Source organism: Synechococcus sp. WC10meta, from assembly GCF_047461475.1.
Genome location: NZ_JANSHF010000006.1, coordinates 26,256 through 43,429, shown reverse-complemented (window position 1 = coordinate 43,429; position 17,174 = coordinate 26,256). Strand labels below are relative to the sequence as shown.

The 17,174-nt window shown below is 60.5% G+C and carries 19 protein-coding genes and 1 tRNA gene; 15 read left to right on the top strand and 5 right to left on the bottom strand.

What is annotated here, in order from left to right:
• Window positions 1-42: 42 nt before the first annotated feature.
• Both NW804_RS04495 and NW804_RS04490 read right to left on the bottom strand, forming a co-directional pair.
• Entirely contained in the window at window positions 43-1,812 is a 1,770-nt protein-coding gene (locus tag NW804_RS04495) for an ABC transporter ATP-binding protein (protein ID WP_414419900.1), read from the bottom strand.
• A 59-nt stretch (window positions 1,813-1,871) separates the two neighbouring features.
• Window positions 1,872-3,050, bottom strand: coding sequence for a 1-deoxy-D-xylulose-5-phosphate reductoisomerase (locus NW804_RS04490; protein WP_414419899.1), 1,179 nt, complete (start codon window positions 3,048-3,050; stop codon window positions 1,872-1,874).
• 180 nt (window positions 3,051-3,230) lie between these two features.
• Between NW804_RS04490 and NW804_RS04485 the strand changes: the two genes are divergently transcribed.
• The 6 genes from NW804_RS04485 to lipA all read left to right on the top strand — a co-directional run bounded on the left by NW804_RS04485 (window position 3,231) and on the right by lipA (window position 7,890).
• Window positions 3,231-4,472 (top strand): trypsin-like serine protease, encoded by a 1,242-nt coding sequence (locus tag NW804_RS04485; RefSeq protein ID WP_414422957.1) that lies wholly within the window; start codon window positions 3,231-3,233, stop codon window positions 4,470-4,472.
• A 79-nt stretch (window positions 4,473-4,551) separates the two neighbouring features.
• Window positions 4,552-4,737, top strand: a complete 186-nt coding sequence (rpsU, locus tag NW804_RS04480; RefSeq protein WP_414395804.1) for a 30S ribosomal protein S21 — start codon at window positions 4,552-4,554, stop codon at window positions 4,735-4,737.
• Between the two features lie 74 nt (window positions 4,738-4,811).
• Window positions 4,812-5,366: a thioredoxin domain-containing protein gene (locus NW804_RS04475; RefSeq protein ID WP_414419897.1), complete on the top strand. Its 555-nt coding sequence runs from the start codon at window positions 4,812-4,814 to the stop codon at window positions 5,364-5,366.
• Window positions 5,359-6,402 carry a phosphotransferase enzyme family protein gene (locus NW804_RS04470; protein WP_414422956.1) on the top strand — a complete coding sequence of 348 codons (1,044 nt, stop codon included), beginning with the start codon at window positions 5,359-5,361 and terminating at the stop codon, window positions 6,400-6,402. Before NW804_RS04475 ends, NW804_RS04470 begins: the two co-directional genes overlap by 8 nt.
• Before the next feature lie 30 nt (window positions 6,403-6,432).
• Entirely contained in the window at window positions 6,433-6,930 is a 498-nt protein-coding gene (locus tag NW804_RS04465; RefSeq protein ID WP_414395810.1) for a DUF4079 domain-containing protein, read from the top strand.
• 105 nt (window positions 6,931-7,035) lie between these two features.
• A complete protein-coding gene (gene lipA / locus NW804_RS04460; RefSeq protein WP_414395812.1) occupies window positions 7,036-7,890 on the top strand; it encodes a lipoyl synthase in 855 nt (284 codons plus the stop codon).
• A 5-nt stretch (window positions 7,891-7,895) separates the two neighbouring features.
• Here lipA and NW804_RS04455 read toward each other — a convergent pair whose 3' ends face one another.
• Window positions 7,896-9,197: an Era-like GTP-binding protein gene (locus tag NW804_RS04455; protein WP_414422955.1), complete on the bottom strand. Its 1,302-nt coding sequence runs from the start codon at window positions 9,195-9,197 to the stop codon at window positions 7,896-7,898.
• Here NW804_RS04455 and NW804_RS04450 point away from each other — a divergent pair.
• From NW804_RS04450 to NW804_RS04425, 6 genes are all read left to right on the top strand, one after another.
• Entirely contained in the window at window positions 9,196-9,396 is a 201-nt protein-coding gene (locus tag NW804_RS04450; protein WP_414405827.1) for a hypothetical protein, read from the top strand. The genes NW804_RS04455 and NW804_RS04450 overlap by 2 nt on opposite strands.
• A gap of 93 nt (window positions 9,397-9,489) precedes the next feature.
• Window positions 9,490-9,621, top strand: a complete 132-nt coding sequence (locus NW804_RS04445; RefSeq protein ID WP_414395819.1) for a hypothetical protein — start codon at window positions 9,490-9,492, stop codon at window positions 9,619-9,621.
• A complete protein-coding gene (gene aroQ, locus NW804_RS04440; RefSeq protein WP_414405828.1) occupies window positions 9,599-10,096 on the top strand; it encodes a type II 3-dehydroquinate dehydratase in 498 nt (165 codons plus the stop codon). The genes NW804_RS04445 and aroQ overlap by 23 nt, the downstream gene beginning before the upstream one ends.
• 76 nt (window positions 10,097-10,172) lie before the next feature.
• Complete coding sequence (locus NW804_RS04435) at window positions 10,173-11,513, top strand: UDP-N-acetylmuramoyl-tripeptide--D-alanyl-D-alanine ligase (RefSeq protein ID WP_414422954.1); 1,341 nt, start codon at window positions 10,173-10,175, stop codon at window positions 11,511-11,513.
• 62 nt (window positions 11,514-11,575) lie between these two features.
• Window positions 11,576-11,830: a DUF3134 family protein gene (locus tag NW804_RS04430; RefSeq protein WP_414422953.1), complete on the top strand. Its 255-nt coding sequence runs from the start codon at window positions 11,576-11,578 to the stop codon at window positions 11,828-11,830.
• A 79-nt stretch (window positions 11,831-11,909) separates the two neighbouring features.
• Window positions 11,910-11,982 (top strand) — tRNA-Ile (locus tag NW804_RS04425).
• A gap of 56 nt (window positions 11,983-12,038) precedes the next feature.
• On the opposite strand, the gene NW804_RS04420 is transcribed toward NW804_RS04425, so the two are convergent.
• Window positions 12,039-13,244, bottom strand: a complete 1,206-nt coding sequence (locus NW804_RS04420) for a D-alanyl-D-alanine carboxypeptidase/D-alanyl-D-alanine-endopeptidase (RefSeq protein WP_414422952.1) — start codon at window positions 13,242-13,244, stop codon at window positions 12,039-12,041.
• A gap of 31 nt (window positions 13,245-13,275) precedes the next feature.
• Complete coding sequence (locus tag NW804_RS04415) at window positions 13,276-13,656, bottom strand: hypothetical protein (RefSeq protein WP_414395827.1); 381 nt, start codon at window positions 13,654-13,656, stop codon at window positions 13,276-13,278.
• Window positions 13,657-13,916: 260 nt separating this feature from the next.
• On the opposite strand from NW804_RS04415, the gene NW804_RS04410 reads away from it, so the two are divergent.
• The 3 genes from NW804_RS04410 (at window position 13,917) to NW804_RS04400 (ending at window position 17,169) form a co-directional block, all read left to right on the top strand.
• Window positions 13,917-14,363, top strand: coding sequence for a Fur family transcriptional regulator (locus NW804_RS04410; RefSeq protein WP_414395828.1), 447 nt, complete (start codon window positions 13,917-13,919; stop codon window positions 14,361-14,363).
• Window positions 14,364-14,783: 420 nt separating this feature from the next.
• On the top strand, window positions 14,784-15,326 hold the full coding sequence (locus tag NW804_RS04405; RefSeq protein WP_414419889.1) for a hypothetical protein: 543 nt from the start codon (window positions 14,784-14,786) through the stop codon (window positions 15,324-15,326).
• Window positions 15,286-17,169, top strand: a complete 1,884-nt coding sequence (locus NW804_RS04400) for a M48 family metalloprotease (protein WP_414422951.1) — start codon at window positions 15,286-15,288, stop codon at window positions 17,167-17,169. The genes NW804_RS04405 and NW804_RS04400 overlap by 41 nt, the downstream gene beginning before the upstream one ends.
• The last annotated feature ends 5 nt before the right edge of the window (window positions 17,170-17,174 follow it).

Genomic DNA, 17,174 nt, shown 5'->3' with positions numbered 1-17,174 from the left:
CTCCCCACCGCTTTGCTGGTTAGGGTAGCTGCTAACTGCAGCCTAGGCCAGGGCCTCCTCCAGCTTTTGCTTAGCCCAGAGGGTAGCGTAGAGCCCCTGCGGGTCGGCCAGCAGCTCGGCATGGGATCCCTGCTGCACAATGCGACCTTTGTCCATGACCCAGATTTGATCTGCCTCCACCGCCACCGTGAGGCGATGGGTGATAAAGAGCACCGTCTTCTGAGCCGTGGCCTGGCGCAGGTGGCGAAGAATGGCCTGGGCGGTCTGGTTGTCCACGCTGGAAAGACAGTCGTCCAAAACCAAGATTGGCGCATCCATTAGCAGAGCCCGGGCGAGAGCTACCCGCTGTCGCTGGCCGCCGGAAAGGGTAATGCCCCGCTCTCCCACCAGCGTGTCGTAACCCTTGGGGAAGTTGAGGATCTCGGCGTGGATGTGGGCGGCTTTGGCGGCCCATTCCACTTCCCAGTCTTCAGCGTCCGGCTTGCCGTAGCGGATGTTATCCCGAACCGTGGCGCTGAATAGAAAGCTCTCCTGGGGCACATAGGCGATGGCCCGGCGCAGGGATCTCAGTTGGATCTGGGTGATGTCCTGTCCGTCCAAAAACAGTTGCCCCGGCTGGATCTCCAGCAGGCGAGGAAGGGCATTGGCCAGGGTGGACTTGCCCGCCCCAATTGGCCCCACCACCGCCACCAGTTGGCCCGGCTCGAGACAAAAGTGCAGATCCTGTAGAGCTGGCGCTGGGGATCCTGTGCCGGTGTAGGCAAAAGTTAGACCCCTAGCCTCGATACGTCCCTGCACCTTCTCCAAAAGGAGAGGCAAAGCCTCCGGGGCATCGCGGATGGTGGGCTCTACCCGCAGCAAGGCGTCAATCCGCTCCAGGCTAACCTGGCCTCGCTGGTAGGCGGTAAGGGTAAAGCCCAGCAAAGCGGTGGGAAACACCAGCCGTTCTACGTAGAGGGTGAGCGCCGAGAAATCCCCAATCGTCAGCCGCCCCGCGGCAATCTGGGGCCCGCCCACGGTGAGCAGCAACAACAGGCTGAGGCTAACCAAAGCCACCAGAGAAGGGAACAGCAGGTTGCGGGTGAGGGCCAAGCGCAAATTGGCCTGCAACAAGCGGTCATTGCGGCGACGAAACTCCTGCTGCTCGTGCTCTTCCTGGGCGTACACCTTGATCGAGGTGATGCCGTTTACGTCCTCCTGGATGAGATCGCTGAGATCCGCCAGCTCCTGCTGCACCTGAAGCTGCTCCTGCTGCAGGCGGTTGCTGCTTAACTTCACCAGCACCAGCATCACCGGAAACACCGACAGGGCCAGAGCGCTTAGACGCGGCTCAATAGCAAACATGGCCGGCAGCGTACTGCCGTAGGCAAAGATCGTGTTGGCCAAGTTAAGCAGGGCAAAGCCCAACAGGCGGCGGACATTTTCCACATCGCTGGTGATGCGGGTGAGGATGTCCCCGATGGTCTGCTGGGCAAAAAAATAGGAAGGCTGCAGGGTGAGCAAATGCTCGAAGATGGCCTGCTTGAGGCGAAACTCCACCTGCCGTCCTGCCCCAAACATCCACACCCGCGAGGCAATGCGAATAACCATCATCAGGGTGGAGACACCCAACACCACCAGGGCGTGGAGGGCGATGCGGCTGGGCGCCAGGGTGGCCAGGTTCTGGCTGAGATCATCAACGGCCAGCTTGACATACCAGGGCAGGAACACCCCCAGGCTGTTGACCACCAGCAGGGAGGCAATGCCCAACACCACCTGCTGCCAGTGGGGGCGTAGATAGTGAAGCAACTGTTGCCAGTGGGATCTGGCCACTCAGGTGCTCCTCAAGCCTTTTCCCACTCTAGCGCTGGGCCGGATCCCCCTGGTAGGGATCAGGCTAGAACCTGGGCTGGGGCCTGCTGCGCCAAGAGTTCCACCTGCTGTCGCGCCCAGGCATCCACTGCCAGAATGTCCTCCAGGCTGGGATTGGCAATGACCTGATGCCGCTCGCACACCTGCTCCAAAAGGCGAGGGATATCCAGAAAGCGGATGCGCTCTTGCAGAAAGAGGTTCACCGCCGCCTCGTTGGCCGCATTCAACACCGCTGGCAGGGTTCCTCCTGCCCGCCCAGCAGCATAAGCCAGTTGTAGGCAGGGGTACTTGCGGTGATCCGGCGCCCTAAAGGTAAGGGATCCCAGCTTTACCAAATCAAGAGGCTCCCAGGGGGTGGAGAGGCGCTCCGGCCAACTGAGGCCGTAGAGAATGGGCAGGTGCATATCCGGCCAGCCCAACTGGGCCAGAACAGAAGTATCTGCCAGCTCGACCAAGGAGTGGACAATGCTCTGGGGGTGGATGAGGATCTCGATCCGGTCATAGTCCAGGCCAAACAGCCAGTGGGCCTCGATCACCTCCAGGCCCTTGTTCATCAGGGTGGCTGAATCAATGGTGATCTTGCGCCCCATCACCCAGTTGGGGTGTTTGAGAGCATCGGCCAGCGTCGCCTGATCCAGTTTCTCCACCGGCCAATCGCGAAAGGCTCCCCCTGAGGCGGTCAGCCAGATGCGGCGCAGGGATCCCGCTGGCACTCCCTGCAGACATTGAAAGATGGCCGAATGCTCCGAGTCCACGGGGATGAGCTTCACGCCGTGCTTTTGCACCAGGGGCAGCACCACCGGACCGCCTGCCACCAGGGTTTCTTTATTGGCCAGGGCAATGTCCTTGCCGGCGCGGATGGCAGCCAGAGTAGGCAACAGGCCAGCACAGCCGACGATCCCCGCCACCACCCGCTGAGCCTCGGGGTGGGCCGCCACCTGACACAGCCCCTCCATTCCTGACACCAACTCTGGCAGGGGCCGCAGGCCGCTCAGCAGGGATCGCAGCTCCGGCAGCAGCTCCTCCCGCCCGATGGCTACAATTTGAGGCCGAAACCGCCGCACCTGCTCGGCCAGAAGAGTGACGTTGCTGTGGCTGCTCAAGCCAACAACCCGAAAGCGATCAGGATACTGAGCCACCAAGTCCAGGGTTTGGGTGCCGATGGAGCCGGTGGAGCCGAGCAGGGTGATGGCTTGCATACTTGTAAGGATCCCTTTGCACCTAGCTAAAGAGCGTAACACTCTTTCAGCGCAGACTCACCCTCCTACAGCCTGCCCAAACAAGGAGTCTTGGAGGCTGGGCGCAGGAGTCCCAATCTTTAGGCTTCCTCGGTTAGGATATACTTGGCTAGCGTAACCGTCTAGCCTTGGAGAATGACCATGCTTTATCCTTTGCGCTCCCATTTTCCCTTTGGCCTGTCCCACTTTTGGTCTGTTCTGGTGGGGTTGGGTTTGGCCCTGAGCATAAGTGCCTGTGGTGGTGGGGGTTCCCCGCCGCTTCCAGCCCCTCCTGCAGGGCGCATCGAGGGATCCCATTTCGACGATCTCAACGGCAATGGTCTGTGGGATCCAGGGGAACCAGGGCTGCCGGGCATCACCACCTTTCTGGACTTGAACAGCAATGGACGCCTCGATCCAGGGGAACCCAGCACTGTCAGCGATGCCAACGGCAACTTTCGTTTCTCCAACTTGTCCCCCGGCACCTACCACGCCACTGCCCTTTTGCCGCCAGGGCGGGTGTTCACCACGCCGCACTCAGGGTTGGCGCGGGTTGTCGGCGGTAGGCCAGCTCAGCCGGAGGAGGCCTTTCCCTGGATGGTGGCTTTGCTGAGGGCAACTACGCCGGATCCTTTTCAGGCGCAGTTTTGCGGGGGATCTCTAATTGACCCGGAGTGGGTGCTCACCGCTGCCCATTGTTTTTTCCTCAATCAAGGCGAGCAGGATGTGAATGAAGGCAACCTGGATGTGTTGTTTGGAACCACCCGTCTGCAATTGGGCGCTGGCCAGCGAATTCGGGCTGCGGAAATTGTTATCCACCCCAACTACGACCCCGTACGAGGGGGACAGGGGGGGAATGACATTGCCCTGGTGCGCCTCTCTCGGCCAGTGGACCTGCCTACCCTGCCGCTGGTGCAACCCGACCAAACCAACCTGACTGCCCCTGGTACTTTCGCCACCATCCTTGGCTGGGGAGTCACCTCCCCCCATCGCGAGGACGAGGATCCGGATCTCGGCAGCTTGCCCGTGGCTCTACAGCAGGCTGAAGTTCCCATTGTCCACAACGAGGTGTGCAACGCGCCCCAGTCTTACGACGGCACCATTCTAGACACCATGCTCTGCGCCGGTTTTCCTGAGGGGGGTGTGGATACCTGTCAGTTCGATAGCGGCAGCCCTTTGCTGGTGCCCAGCGACGCTGGCTTTGCCCTAGCCGGGATCGTCAGCTTTGGCCGAGGTTGCGCCCAGCCCAATCTCTATGGGGTGTATACACGGGTATCCAGCTTTGTCGGGTTTGTGGAATCGGTGATCGGCAGGGCCCCCAGGCGAACAACGGCCTCCGTGATGGTGAACTTACGGGAGGGGGAGGTAGCTTCTGGGATTACCTTTGCCAGCCGTGCCCAGTAGTCGCCATTGGCGGGCAAGAGATAGTTTAGGATAGAGACCGTGACAACTCCAGTTAATTCAGGAAGGAGACGATCTCTCTATGACCCAGGTGACAATCGGCGAAAACGAAGGGATTGAGTCGGCGCTGCGTCGCTTTAAGCGCCAAGTTGCCAAGGCGGGCATTTTGCGGGATCTGCGCAACCATCGGCACTTTGAAAGCAGCCTGGAAAAGCGCAAGCGGAAAGCAGTAGCAGCCCGTCGCAATCGCCGTAAAGCTGCCAATTGACAACTTGCCTCAGAGCTGCAATCGAGAACAAAGCTCCCCCTCTCTTACCTGGAGGTACCTGGAGGAAGACTGTCATGGCAAAGGAAGGAATCGAGGGGGAAAACTGGGCAAAACGCCTGCGCAACGGCCTGGTTGCCGCCATAGCCGTGCTTTTGGCAGCAGGTCTGTTTTTGGCCAACCAAGCGCGTCAGGCGGGCACGAGCTTGGCAGCGCTGGCGGCAGAGGCTGTGCCTTGGGAGGAAGCCCAGGCCAACGGCAAGCCTTCCCTGGTGGAGTTTTATGCCGACTGGTGCATCACCTGCCGCTCCATGGCGCCTCTTCTGGCCAACCTGAAAAAGGAATTTGCCCAGCAGATTAACTTCGTCATGCTCAATGTGGACAACCCCAAGTGGCTGCCAGAGCTAAGCCGCTATCGGGTCAACGGAATCCCTCACTTTCTCTTCTTGGACAGCCAAGGGGAAGTGGTGGGATCAGCCATTGGTGAACAGCCAGCTTCGGTTTTGCGGGCCAACTTGCTGGCTCTGGCAGCCGGGGATCCCTTGCCGCTGACCCAGCCTGGGCCAGTGTCTGCCCTGCAGCCGGGTGGGCCTGTCCTCCCCGCTCAGCCGGATCCGCGCACCCATGGCTAGGACTTGGGCGGGTGATTTGCCTACGCCCGATTTTGCCTGGCTGGATCCCTTGGTTCGCCACTTTCAACTAGGGGAGCCCGAGCTGCTCGAAGCCCTCGGTGGGGGCCTTGTTCACCAAACCTGGAAGCTCAAGGCAGGCCAGGGATCCTTCGTTGTCCAGCACCTCCATCCCCAATTTGACCCGGCGGTTACCGAAGATGGCCAGGCCATTGGCTCTTGGCTACGGCAGCAGGGCTTTCCGGTTCCCCAATTCCGCCGCGCCCGCGATGGCTCCCTGCACCTAAGCTGGGGGGGAGGGCTGTGGCGGGTTATGGACTGCCTGCCGGGCTCCTCCTACTCAACTCCTCCTGCCTGGAGCTATTTGGAGCAAGCAGGGGCGGCAGTTGGGCGCCTACATCGCCTTTTGGCCGGATGGCACTACTCTTTTCGCTTTCAGATCCCTCACTTTCACGACACGGCCTATTTTTGGCAGCAGCTCTGCCAGCGCAGCCCCGACCCGGAAATAAGGGCAGAGTGGCAATTTTTTGTCGAGACCGTGCCCAGGTTGCTTTTGCCGCCAGGACTTCCGACTCAGATTATCCATGCCGATCTCAAATTCAACAACTTTTTGTTTGACGAAAGGGGAAAATTTGCTGGCCTGGTGGATCTCGACACCTTTATGGACCACAACCTGTACGTTGAGCTAGGAGATGCCTTGCGCTCCTGGGGCCGGAGAGGGGAGGCCGTTGAGGCCGAGGCAATCCTAGCAGGGCTGCGCGGCTACGCCCAAACCGGCAACCTGCGCGCTCTGCAGCCAGAGCTCCTTCTGCAAGGGATCCAGTTGATGACGCTGGAGTTGGGGATGCGCTTTTTGCTGGATTGGTTCGAGGACTGCTACTGGAATTGGGATCCGCAGCGCTACGCCAGTCGCCGGGATCACAACCTCGCCCGCTGCCGGCGGCAGATCCGCCTCTACCAGCACCTAACCCAGATAGCACCCCAACTGTTGGAGTCCATATACGCCCTTGCTTCAGGAGAGGGAAATTGGTTAAGTTAGGGGCAACTTCCTCTTCTTTGCGTGGCTTTTATGAGCACCATTCAACTTCCCCGCTGGCTGGAATTGGCTCTGCCCTTCTTTCACCCAGTGCTGATGATTTTGGCCTCTGCCCTAGCTCTCTATACTCTCTATCTGGGTCTCCAGGTGCGGCGGCTGCGCACCGCCTCGGCGGAAGAGCGCAAGGAGTTGATTAAGGGCAAGTTTGGCCAGCGGCATTTCCTGGCGGGATCTCTCTTCTTGCTGTTGATGGTGTTTGGGGCCCTGGGAGGCATGGCCGTGACCTACATTAGAAGCCACAAGCTGTTTGTTGGGCCCCACCTGCTGGCCGGCCTGGGCATTGTAGCCCTAGTAACCACCTCTGCTGCTTTGGCACCCCTGATGAAGGATGGCCAAAAGGTCTGGGCCCGCAATGTCCACCTGCTGCTCAATGTGGTGATCTTGGGGATCCTGGGCTGGCAGGCGGTAACCGGCTTTCAAATCGTGCAGCGCATCGTCAACCAGATGCTAGCCTCTCCTCAGGTAACCTAGCCCTTTTCCAGCCAAGGGCAGGGAAGGCGTCCATACCATGATGGACGCTATCTCTTTGGATAAGGCTTCTTTCCCAGGTACTCAGCCCTAGCAAGCGGTTCTCCCATGCCTGGTAGCCCCCTCCCCAGTTGGGTCAAGCGCTCTATCGGCAAGGCCAGCGATATCTCGGCAGTTCAGCGGGTGATCAAGCAGCGGGGACTGCACACCATCTGCGAGGAGGGACGCTGCCCCAATCGGGCCGAGTGCTACAGCCAAAGGACTGCCACCTTTCTGCTGATGGGCGGGATCTGCACCCGCGCCTGTTCTTTCTGTCAAGTGGCCAGCGGACGGCCTGCTCCCCTCGACCCGGAAGAGCCGGAAAAGGTGGCCGAAGCGGTGGAGCTGCTGGGGCTGCGCTATGTAGTGCTTACCTCGGTGGCCCGCGATGACCTGCCCGACCAGGGATCTGGCCGCTTCGTGGAGGTGATGGAGGCCATCCGGCGGCGCTGTCCTGGGATCCAGATCGAGGTGCTTACCCCTGACTTTCGGGGGGATCGCGACTGCATTGCCCGGGTGGTGGCGGCCAGGCCAGCCTGCTACAACCACAACATTGAGACGGTGCGGCGGCTGTCGCAGGCAGTGCGGCGCAGTTCTGGCTACGACCTATCCCTGCGGGTTTTGCAAACCGTGAAGGAGCTGGATCCGAACCTGCCCACCAAGTCCGGCCTCATGCTAGGGCACGGGGAGACCCGCGAAGAAGTGTTGGAGACATTTCGGGATCTGCTGGCAGTGGGGTGCGAGCGGCTCACCCTGGGGCAGTACCTACAGCCTTCCTTGGCCCACCGCCCAGTGCAGCGCTACTGGACGCCAGAGGAGTTTGCTGAGCTGGGCGAGATTGCCCGCCAGATGGGGTTTCGCCAGGTGCGCTCTGGGCCCTTGGTGCGCAGCTCCTACCACGCTGCCGAGATGGGGCAGGACTAGGCCCCCTAGACCTTGGCAGCTAGCTCTTTGCTGCCCACGAGATCCCGCAGGACGGCCCCCAGGCCAAACCCTTCGCTGACCCAGCGGCTCAACAGGGGCGGCGTCAGGGATCCCAGACGGTATAGGCTTGCCCCTGCCACCACTCCCGCCAGGAGACCGTTGCCCCAACTGCCCCCCAGCCAGGTGCCTAGCCCTTCGGCCAACAGCAGCAGCATGCCATTAAGCAGCAGCGGTCGCCCCAAGTCCTCTAGAGCCCTGCGGAGGGATCCCCAGGGCAGGCGCAGCCGCATCCCCAAGCCCAACAGCCACAGACTATCCAGGAGGGGCGCAAGCAGCAGATCCAAGCCCAGGGGCGCTAAGCCCACGGCAACCCCCTTGCCAAGGGCGCAGGCTGTACCCCACTGCTCCAGATGGCGGGCGTGATACTGCCACTGCTTTTGCCAAAGCTGAGCCTGGAGGCGCTCCAGCCGCTTCAGCCCATTGAGGGCCAGGAGGGACTCCGCCTCCGTCTGCAAAATCTCCACAATTTGGCCTTGCAGAGCTTCGATCTGGGGGGCAGGTCGCTCCCAGTCCAGGGTGACGCGGCCATCTGGCCAGTGGGTGCGGACTTTCTGGGGTTTTGGGCAAGCGGACACTGTCAGGATCTCCTGCGGCGACACCCAGCCCAGGTGGCGGCTAATTTGTTCGCGAATTGCCTGCAGCTCCGCCTCCGAGTAGAGATCGCACTTATTCAACACCAGCAGGAGGGGCTTGTGCAGGGTGCGCAACTCCAGTAGCGCCTGGTACTCCAGCTGGGTCAAGTCGCCGGCGATTACAAACAGGATCAAATCCGCCGCCCGGGCCACCTCCCAGGCCAACTGCTCGCGCGCTTCTCCGTTGACCTCGTTTAAGCCAGGCGTATCGATGAGCCGCACTTGCCAAGGGATCCCTGGCCCCGGTCGCCACAGCAGCGATTGCGGCTTTTGAGTCACGCCATTTAGGGGCCCCACTTCCAGCCGAGCCTCGCCAACTAGGGCATTCACGACTGCTGACTTGCCGCGGTTGACCAGCCCAAACACGGCAATGGAAAATAACCGCGCCCTCAGTCGCCTGCGCAGAGCAGACAGAGCCTTCAGCTCCGGCTGCAGGTCGGGACGCTTGGCCAGCGGTTGCCAGTGATCCCAGCAGCGCTGAAAAACCGTTTCGGCTTGGGCTAGGGGAGTGGTCATCGACAGAAAATCACTCCAAAGGGAATTGGCCACCGCAGCCCAGCTTCCCCCCCAGCGAAGGGAAGTTAGGTGGGATCGGCCACTTGGAGAATGGGGCATGATTATTTGTAGCGTCAACACTCCCCAAGTGGCTCGAGGAGCTTTCTGTATGCTCTACCGCTTTCCCAAGTCCCTGCGCTGGCTGCGGCTGGGGGGATCCCATCGCTCCAAGCAAGAACGCCAGATCGTGCGCAGCCTACTAGCCTTTGCTGGGGCCCTGCTGGCCGTGGACATTCTGCTTTTAGGTGCTCTCCACTAGGGCATTTCCCTGTTTCTTGGAAAGAAGCGCTATCATGGAAGTCCACGGGTTAAACTCCCCCGAGAGCTTTGTAACTCCTACGAGGCAGGTCGGATGGATTGGGTAGAAAAGGTTCTCGAAAAGATCCGCGAGTGGGTGGAACGTGTCATTGACGCTTTGCTGGGAAGTCCTCAGCCCCAACCTGCACCCATTCCGGTAGAAAATGGATCCCCTCGTCGTCGTTAATCCGACCGCCCTAGCCACCAGCGGCGAGCTTTTGAGCATCTTGGTGTTGCACGGCCCCAACCTTAACCTACTGGGGGAGCGGGAGGTCAGCATCTACGGCTCAGTTTCCCTGGAGCAGGTGGATCAGGCTCTGCATCGGCAAGCAGAGCTGCTGGGGGTAAAGCTGGAGATCCTCCAGTCCAACCATGAGGGAGTGCTCATCGACGCCATTCACCGCGCTCGCCAGCAGCATGCCGGCATTTTGATCAACCCAGGCGCCTATACTCACACCAGCATTGCTCTGCGCGACGCCATTGCCGCTGTGGGATTGCCTACTGTAGAAGTTCACCTAAGCAACATCTACCGCCGCGAGCCTTTCCGCCAGCACTCCTACATCGCGGCTGTAGCCCTTGGGCAAATCAGCGGATTTGGGGCCCATAGCTACTTGCTAGGACTACAGGCGCTCGTGCAACACCTGCGGATGCCAGCAGCCTAGCTAACTTGGTTGGAGAAGCAGGTGAGCCTTCTTTTGGCTATCCTACGCGATAGCCAGGCTCAACTCATTGACCCCCATGCTGACGTTACAAGCTGTGGCCGAGCTGCTGCAAACCCCTCTGCAAGGGGATCCTCAGCTGTTGAGCTGGCCGGTTCAGACCCTCTGCACCGACAGCCGCCGCTTGCAGCCCGGGTCGATCTTTGTTGCCCTCAAGGGAGAGCGCTTTGACGGGCACGATTTCATTCCCCACGCCATGAGCAAAGGGGCCATTGCCGTCATCAGCCAGCAGCCGGTGGCTGCACCTCACTTTCGGGTTCCAGATACCCTAGCTGCCTACCAGCGCCTAGCCAGAGCCTGGCGGGAGCAGTTTGCCATTCCCGTGGTGGCCATCACCGGCTCAGTGGGCAAGACCACGACCAAGGAAATGCTGGCGGCTGCCCTCTCCCGCTACGGCAGCGTTCTCAAAAGCGAAGCCAACCACAACAACGACATCGGCGTGGCCCAGACACTGCTGCAGATGCGACCTGAGCACCAGTTTGCCGTGCTGGAAATGGCCATGCGCGGCCCCGGCGAAATTCGCCGCCTGGCCCAGACGGCTCAGCCTACCCACGCCTTGATTACCCATATCGGCACTGCCCACATCGGCAGACTGGGATCCCGCGAGGCCATTGCCGCCGCCAAGTGCGAGCTGCTGCAAGAGCTAGGCCAAGGGGGAGTGGCTCTGCTCAACGGTGAGGATCCCTTGCTGCTGGCCACTGCCGCCAGGGTGTGGTCGGGGCCAACCCTCACCTACGGCCTTGACCAAGGTGAGCTGCGAGGGCAGTGGGATCCGCAGGCGCAGACGGTTACCGTGGAGGGCTTGACCTTGCCGGTGCCCCTGCCAGGCAGGCACCATGCCCTCAACTGGATGGGGGTGCTGGCCACTGTGCGCAGCTTGGGGTTGGATTGGGAACGCCTGCGAGAGCCTATCCTCTTGCCCACGCCCCTGGAGGGGCGTAACCGCCACCTCAAGCTGGCAGGAGATGTGGAAATTTGGGATGAGACCTATAACGCCTCGCCAGAGGCCATGATCGCGGCTCTCCAGCTTCTGGCCCAAACCCCCGGAAAACGGCGCTGGGCCATTCTCGGCCCCATGCGGGAGCTGGGGGAGCATGCCCCTCACCTTTACGCAGAGGTGGGGCGCGCTGCTGCTCCTTTGGGGTTGGAGCGGCTTTTGCTTTTGGATCCCGAGGGGGAAATGCAGCCGCTCATTGAGCAGAGGCCAGCGGCTCAGGTAGAGCGCTGTAGGGACGAATCAACCCTGTTGGAAATCTTGCTGCACCAGGTGCAGGCGGGGGATCGGCTGCTATTTAAAGCAGCGCGAGCCATCCAGTTGGAGCGGGTGCTGCAGCGCTTTTTGCAGGCCTGGCAGGCCTAGGCTAAGCTAGGAAATAGCCGCTAGCCAGACTCACCTCCCCGCTTGAGGGGAGCAGCTCAGGTTTGATCAACCCCCTTTGCCTGGACAGTATGTACTACCACAACCCTTCTCTGCGGGAGGAGCCGCGGGATCAACCTCCGGTGCTCCTGCCCTCCAGGGGCGGCCTCTCTATCTTGGACTGGCTACGCCAGGAAGGTCGCTTGCTGGAACAGCCAATTGAAGTTCCTGAGATTACCCTAGACGACGATCTCGAGGAGATTGACGACTTGATCGGCGACGACTTCGTCGAGGACTTCGAGATGGAGGAAGAGGAGTAGGTCAGAGTCAGCTGGCGCTGCGAGGCTCTGCTGGGGGGAGGATCGAAATAGAGCTAGGGGCGCTAAAGTAGAGAGAGAAGGGGCGTTGGCCGAGCGGTTTAGGCAGCAAACTCATAATTTGCCTTACACAGGTTCGACTCCTGTACGCCCCACTGGCAAAGCGATCCCCCTGGCTGAAACTGACTCGCTGCGGCGTGGAAGCTCAAGCCTAGTGGGATCTTCCCTCCCTCCAACGCTCAGGCAAGGTGGCGGGGGCTCCGTATTGGGACTGGAGCTGGCTGAGAAATTGTTCCTGCCAGGCACGCAAGTCAGCCAAAGGGGCGCCGCTGTTCATCAGGGCAAACCAAATGTCCCCCCTTTCGGTTGGCAAGACTCCCGCCAAGGTGCTGATGCCGCTGAGGGTGCCGGATTTGGCAATCATCCCCTCCGGCAACAGCCGCCGCTCCAACACTCCCCCATCTTGGCCGACGACAGCAAAAGCATCGGCTAGAGAAAGCCCTTGCTTTTCCAGAAGCAGTTGGATTGCCTGAAACAAAGCCACACTGGCCCGTGGAGAAATGCGGTTTTCCACTCCCAACCCCGAGCCGTTAACTAGCTGTAGCTCGGCAGGCGGGATCCCTGCGGCCTCACGGGCCAGTTGAGCCACCTGGTCTGCTCCCCCCACCGCCGTGGCCAACATCTCGGCCATGGAGTTGTTGCTGTAGAGATTCATCAGCTTGAGCAAGTGAATAAGGGGGGGCGACTCATGTCTGAGCAAAACTTGGGCGTTAGCTGGGATTTGCTGGGCAATCCGCACCGAGCCCAAGATCTCCACCTGGGGCTTGGGTGTGCCGGGAGGCAAGGTTTGAAACTGGATCTGGGCTTCTGGCGGCCAGCGCCGCGCATCCAGCCCCCGCTGCAGCAGAGCTCCCGAGCGGGCTACATCCAGGGAAAAGTTCATGTAAAAGCGGCCTACCACCACCAGATCCCCGCGCACTTGGCGGATCCCCCGGGCGTTGAGGGCGTTGCCCACCAAGAAGGCCTCTTCCCACACGAAAAAAGGATCCCCTCCTCCCAAAACCCAGAGATCCCCCTGCAAAACTCCCTTAGCGGTTAGGGGGCCAGTGGCCAACCAGGTGGTAACAAAGCGGTGCTGCGGGCCAAGCTGCTGCAAAGCAGCCAGGGTAGTGGCCACCTTAGTCAGCGAGGCGGCCGGCAGAGGGGTGGATCCCTGGTGCTGCCCCAAAACTTGGTCGCCTCTTTGCAGCCAAACCCCCTGCCCCCTAGGCGAAAACCCCCGCCTAGCTAACTGCGCTAGATGGATTTGCACCTGAGGTTGTAGGGATCCCGGCGAAGAGGGCAGCGCCCCTAGCCAAAGCCCTGCTGCTGAGAGCAGCCCAACCCCTGCTCTTACTCCGCGTCTCCACCGGCTCATCAACCCTCAAAGCGCCGCGAGGATAAATCCTTCAGCTGGGTAACTCCCAGCTGCTCTCTTCCCCAGACTCCACGTCGATGGTGCCAGGGGGCGTTTGCCGGTGGAAGTATCCATCGGCAACAAACAGGGGCTCGCCACAACTGGGACAAAAGAAGTGGCTGCCTTCAAGAGCTTGCGCCTCTGACCCACAGACCGGGCAGCGATCTGTCGTAATCCAGCGGCGGGCCCACCAGCGGAAGGCCAGCAGCACCAACAGCGGTAGAGAGAGCAAAAACAAAAGCAGGGCTACCAAGCCAACCATCAGCCAGCCCAGGCCGAGGCCGGTTAGCAAAGCTGCCACGGCCAGGGATCCCAGCCAAAAACCCCAGCCAGTTAGAGAAATGGAATAGGTTTTGGGCTGCTCAAAGCGCATCTTTTTCTGCCTTCCTCAATACTTGCCAACACTGCTAGGACAGGCCTTTTCCTGAGCATGGTAGCCCAAACTTGCCGCCAGCAAGATGCTGCAAGAGTAGGCTAGCTCATCCTAGGGGGACAAGCTAGACCAGACGCTGCAACTGCTCCAGGAGGGAAAACCGCTGGCAGGGCTCTTAGGGAAGCTATCAGAAGCTATTATCAATTACAGAACTTATTGACGGTCACGGCCGCGTTGCCTAGGAGTGGAGGGGCAGGGTCATGGTCTATACGGAAGAAGCTTTCAAGGCGGAGCTAAACGCGAGGGGCTGGCGAGCCACTCGGCAACGGGAGATTATCCTACAGACCTTTCAAAACCTACCCGAGGGGACTCACCTGAGTGCCGAGGAGCTGCACAAGAAGTTGCAGGAAGAAGGTCATAAAGTTAGCCTCTCCACTATCTACCGCACTGTCAAGCTAATGACACGCATGGGCATTTTGCGGGAGCTGGAGCTGACGGAAGGTCACAAACACTACGAGATCAACCATCCGGCTCCCCGCCACCACCACCATTTGGTTTGCATTAAAACCAACAAGGTCATTGAGTTTAAAAACAATGCCATCCTCAGCATCAGCCAAAAGGTGGCGGAAAAATACGGCTTTAAGCTGCTCGATTGCCAGCTCACCATCATTGGCATTAGCCCCGAGGGACAGCGCTCGATTGTGTAGCCAAAAACTTCTAAGGCTGAGCTTTGCTTAGGTTGCTCTCCGACCTAGTGGAGCAGTGCTGCCGCTGGGAGGGGGATAAGCCACCTGTTGTTACCAACTCAGCCCGTTAGCCTTGGCCGTGGACACCGTCTGCAAGCTCAAACTGGGCACTTCAGTAGATCGTGGCGCCAGTGCCGGCGACCCGAGGCCAAACCGCCCTGGCAGCATTGCTCCTACCGGGTGCAGGGGAAGAGCCCATCTGCCACTCCTCTTCAGCGGCAAGCGCAGCCCACCGCTGGTGATCCTCTAGACCTAGGACAAACGGACACTGGTTGAGATCTTGCGGTACAAGCCGCACGCTGTGTAGCACAGCAAGTAGGGGGAGAATCCCCGCCTTTCAGGGCTGAGGAGAACGTCAACCCCCTACTGCGGGAGATGACTATGAACGAGCAGGAAGTGGCGCACTGGCTGGAGAGGGCCCTGGCCGATCTGCGCCTGAGAGTCCAAGTCAAGGCCCAGCCCCTCCAAGACAGCCCTGGGGACTATGCTTTGGTGGTCATGCTCAATCGCCCTGCCCATGCTGCCCTCAACTACGAGCAGCTAACCGCTTGGTTCCGGAAGGCTGTAGCTAGCCGCTACCCCCAAGTCAAGCGCTTAGCTCTCTACAGTCGCCCTATGGGTCAGCAGCAGGCTGACTGGAAGACGCAGGTGAGACTGGGGCCAGGGCTAGCCACAGAAGGGACTCTGCAGCCAGATCTCAGCCACTACTGCTTTGTCCTAGACCGCCAGTTGCTCACTGCCGACCTGCCCCAACCCTCCAGCGTGGTGCGCCAGGCAGTCTTGGGTTTTCACGGCCTCACTTCTGGGCAAAAAGAGGAGGTGCTGCCCCCTACTGCCCACCTTGTTTCGCAACCCCAGCGCTGTCTCCACGGTGACGCTGTCAGTGGAAGCATCTCTGTGGCTGGAACCTCTGAAGAGTCTTAGCCCCTATGAGCTGCGCCTGCTGAGCATTTGGCTAAGCCGCTACTGTTTCAGCCCTAGCCGCACCTTGGCTGATTTGGATCCCGCCGCCTCAGGCCGCAAAACCGGCCAGGCAAAACGCAACTATCGCGCTCCCCAAGGGGGGGTGGCGCTGGTTTTGGCCAGCTTTGCCGGCAACCTGACAGTGGCCGCAGGCCTGACCCTAGGCCTATTGTTTGGCATGGTGTTTGTGCTGGCCCTGGCTGTTTTCGGCACCCTGGAAGGAGGGCTCTCTTTCGGCTCTTTCCTTCTCGCCGTTTTGCTTGCCCTGGCCTTCAACGCCCTAGTCTTCTTTTTGTCCCCCTGGGTGATGGACTGGATCCAGCAGAGCCTCTACGGCACCCAGTGGGTGAGCTTGGGGGAAATTGAGCGCCGCAGCCCCGAAAGCGCGGAGGTGATTGAACGCGTCTGCCGGCAGCACAAGCTAAAGCAGCCGAAGCTGGGTCTGATCCCCGATCAAAACCCCACCACCTTCACCTATGGCAGCCTGCCCAATAACGCCCGCATTGTTGTCAGCGAGGGCCTATTTACCTACCTGGAAGATGAAGAGGTGGCCACGGTCTATGCCCACGAGCTGGGGCATGTTATCCACTGGGATTTCGCTGTCATGACCCTAGCTTCCACGCTATTGCAGCTCCTCTACCTTCTCTATGTCTATGTGCGCGATCGCGGGAGCAGTGAGGGCCGTAACCGCAGAGGGGGGAAAAACCTGGCTTTCCTGGCGCTGGTGGCCTACCTCTTCTACGTGGCTGGCTCCTATTTGGTGCTGTATCTGTCGCGGGTGCGGGAGTACTTTGCCGATTACTTTGCTGCCGAAACCACCGGCAACCCCAATGCCCTTGCACGGGCTCTGGTGAAAATTGCCTTGGGCATTGTTCAGGAGGGAGAGCGGGAGCAGGACGAGGAAACTCGTCGGCGCAGCACCCGCCTGTTGGAGGGGATGCGGGCCTTGGGGATCTACGACGCCAAGGCAGCAGGGACGGTGGGGACAGCCTACCGGCTTGCTTCGGATCCCAGCCAGGTGGGCAGGGTGTTTTTGTGGGATCTGTTTAACCCCTGGGCCTGGTGGATGGAGCTGAACTCCACCCATCCCCTCACCGGCAAGCGGGTGCGGGCGCTAGCCACCTATGCCGAGCAACTGGATCTGCCGGTGGAGTTCGATATGGCCAGCGTGGTGGCCCAAGGCAAGCAGCTCAACCGCCAGCAGCTCTATGGCAGTTTCCTCCTAGACATGCTGCTGTTGAATGCCGAGTGGCTGGGAGCAATCTTGGGAATGGGGCTTGGGATCCCAGCTCTACAGGCAGGATCTTACGGCATGTTTGCCGGCCTGGCCCTGGCGGGAGCCAGCCTGGGCCTGCTGCTGAAGATGCCAGTGATGTACCCCAGCTTGGAGAACCCGCCGGCGTTGACGGTGTTGAAGGCGCTGAGCAACCCCTACACCAGCCCCTTGCGCGGGTTGCCAATGCAGTTGCAGGGGCGGGTAATTGGGCGGGGGAATCCGGGCTATCGCCTTGGCGCCGACCTCAAGTTCCAGGATGAGACGGGGATGATGTTCTTGCGCTACGCTTCCCGCTTTGGGCCACTGGGCAACTTCCTGTTTGGGGCCAGGCAGGCCGCAGGGCTGATCGGCAAAGAGGGAACAGTGGTCGGGTGGTTCCGGCGGGGGGTGGCTCCCTATCTGGATCTGTCCCGCTTCCAGAGCCGCTATGGCGAAGTGGTGACCAGCCACCCTCCTTTTGGGCAGGCGGTGCAGGTGGCACTGGGCTTGCTTGGTGCCCTGCTGTTGATGGCCTTTTCCCCTTTCTAGGGGGC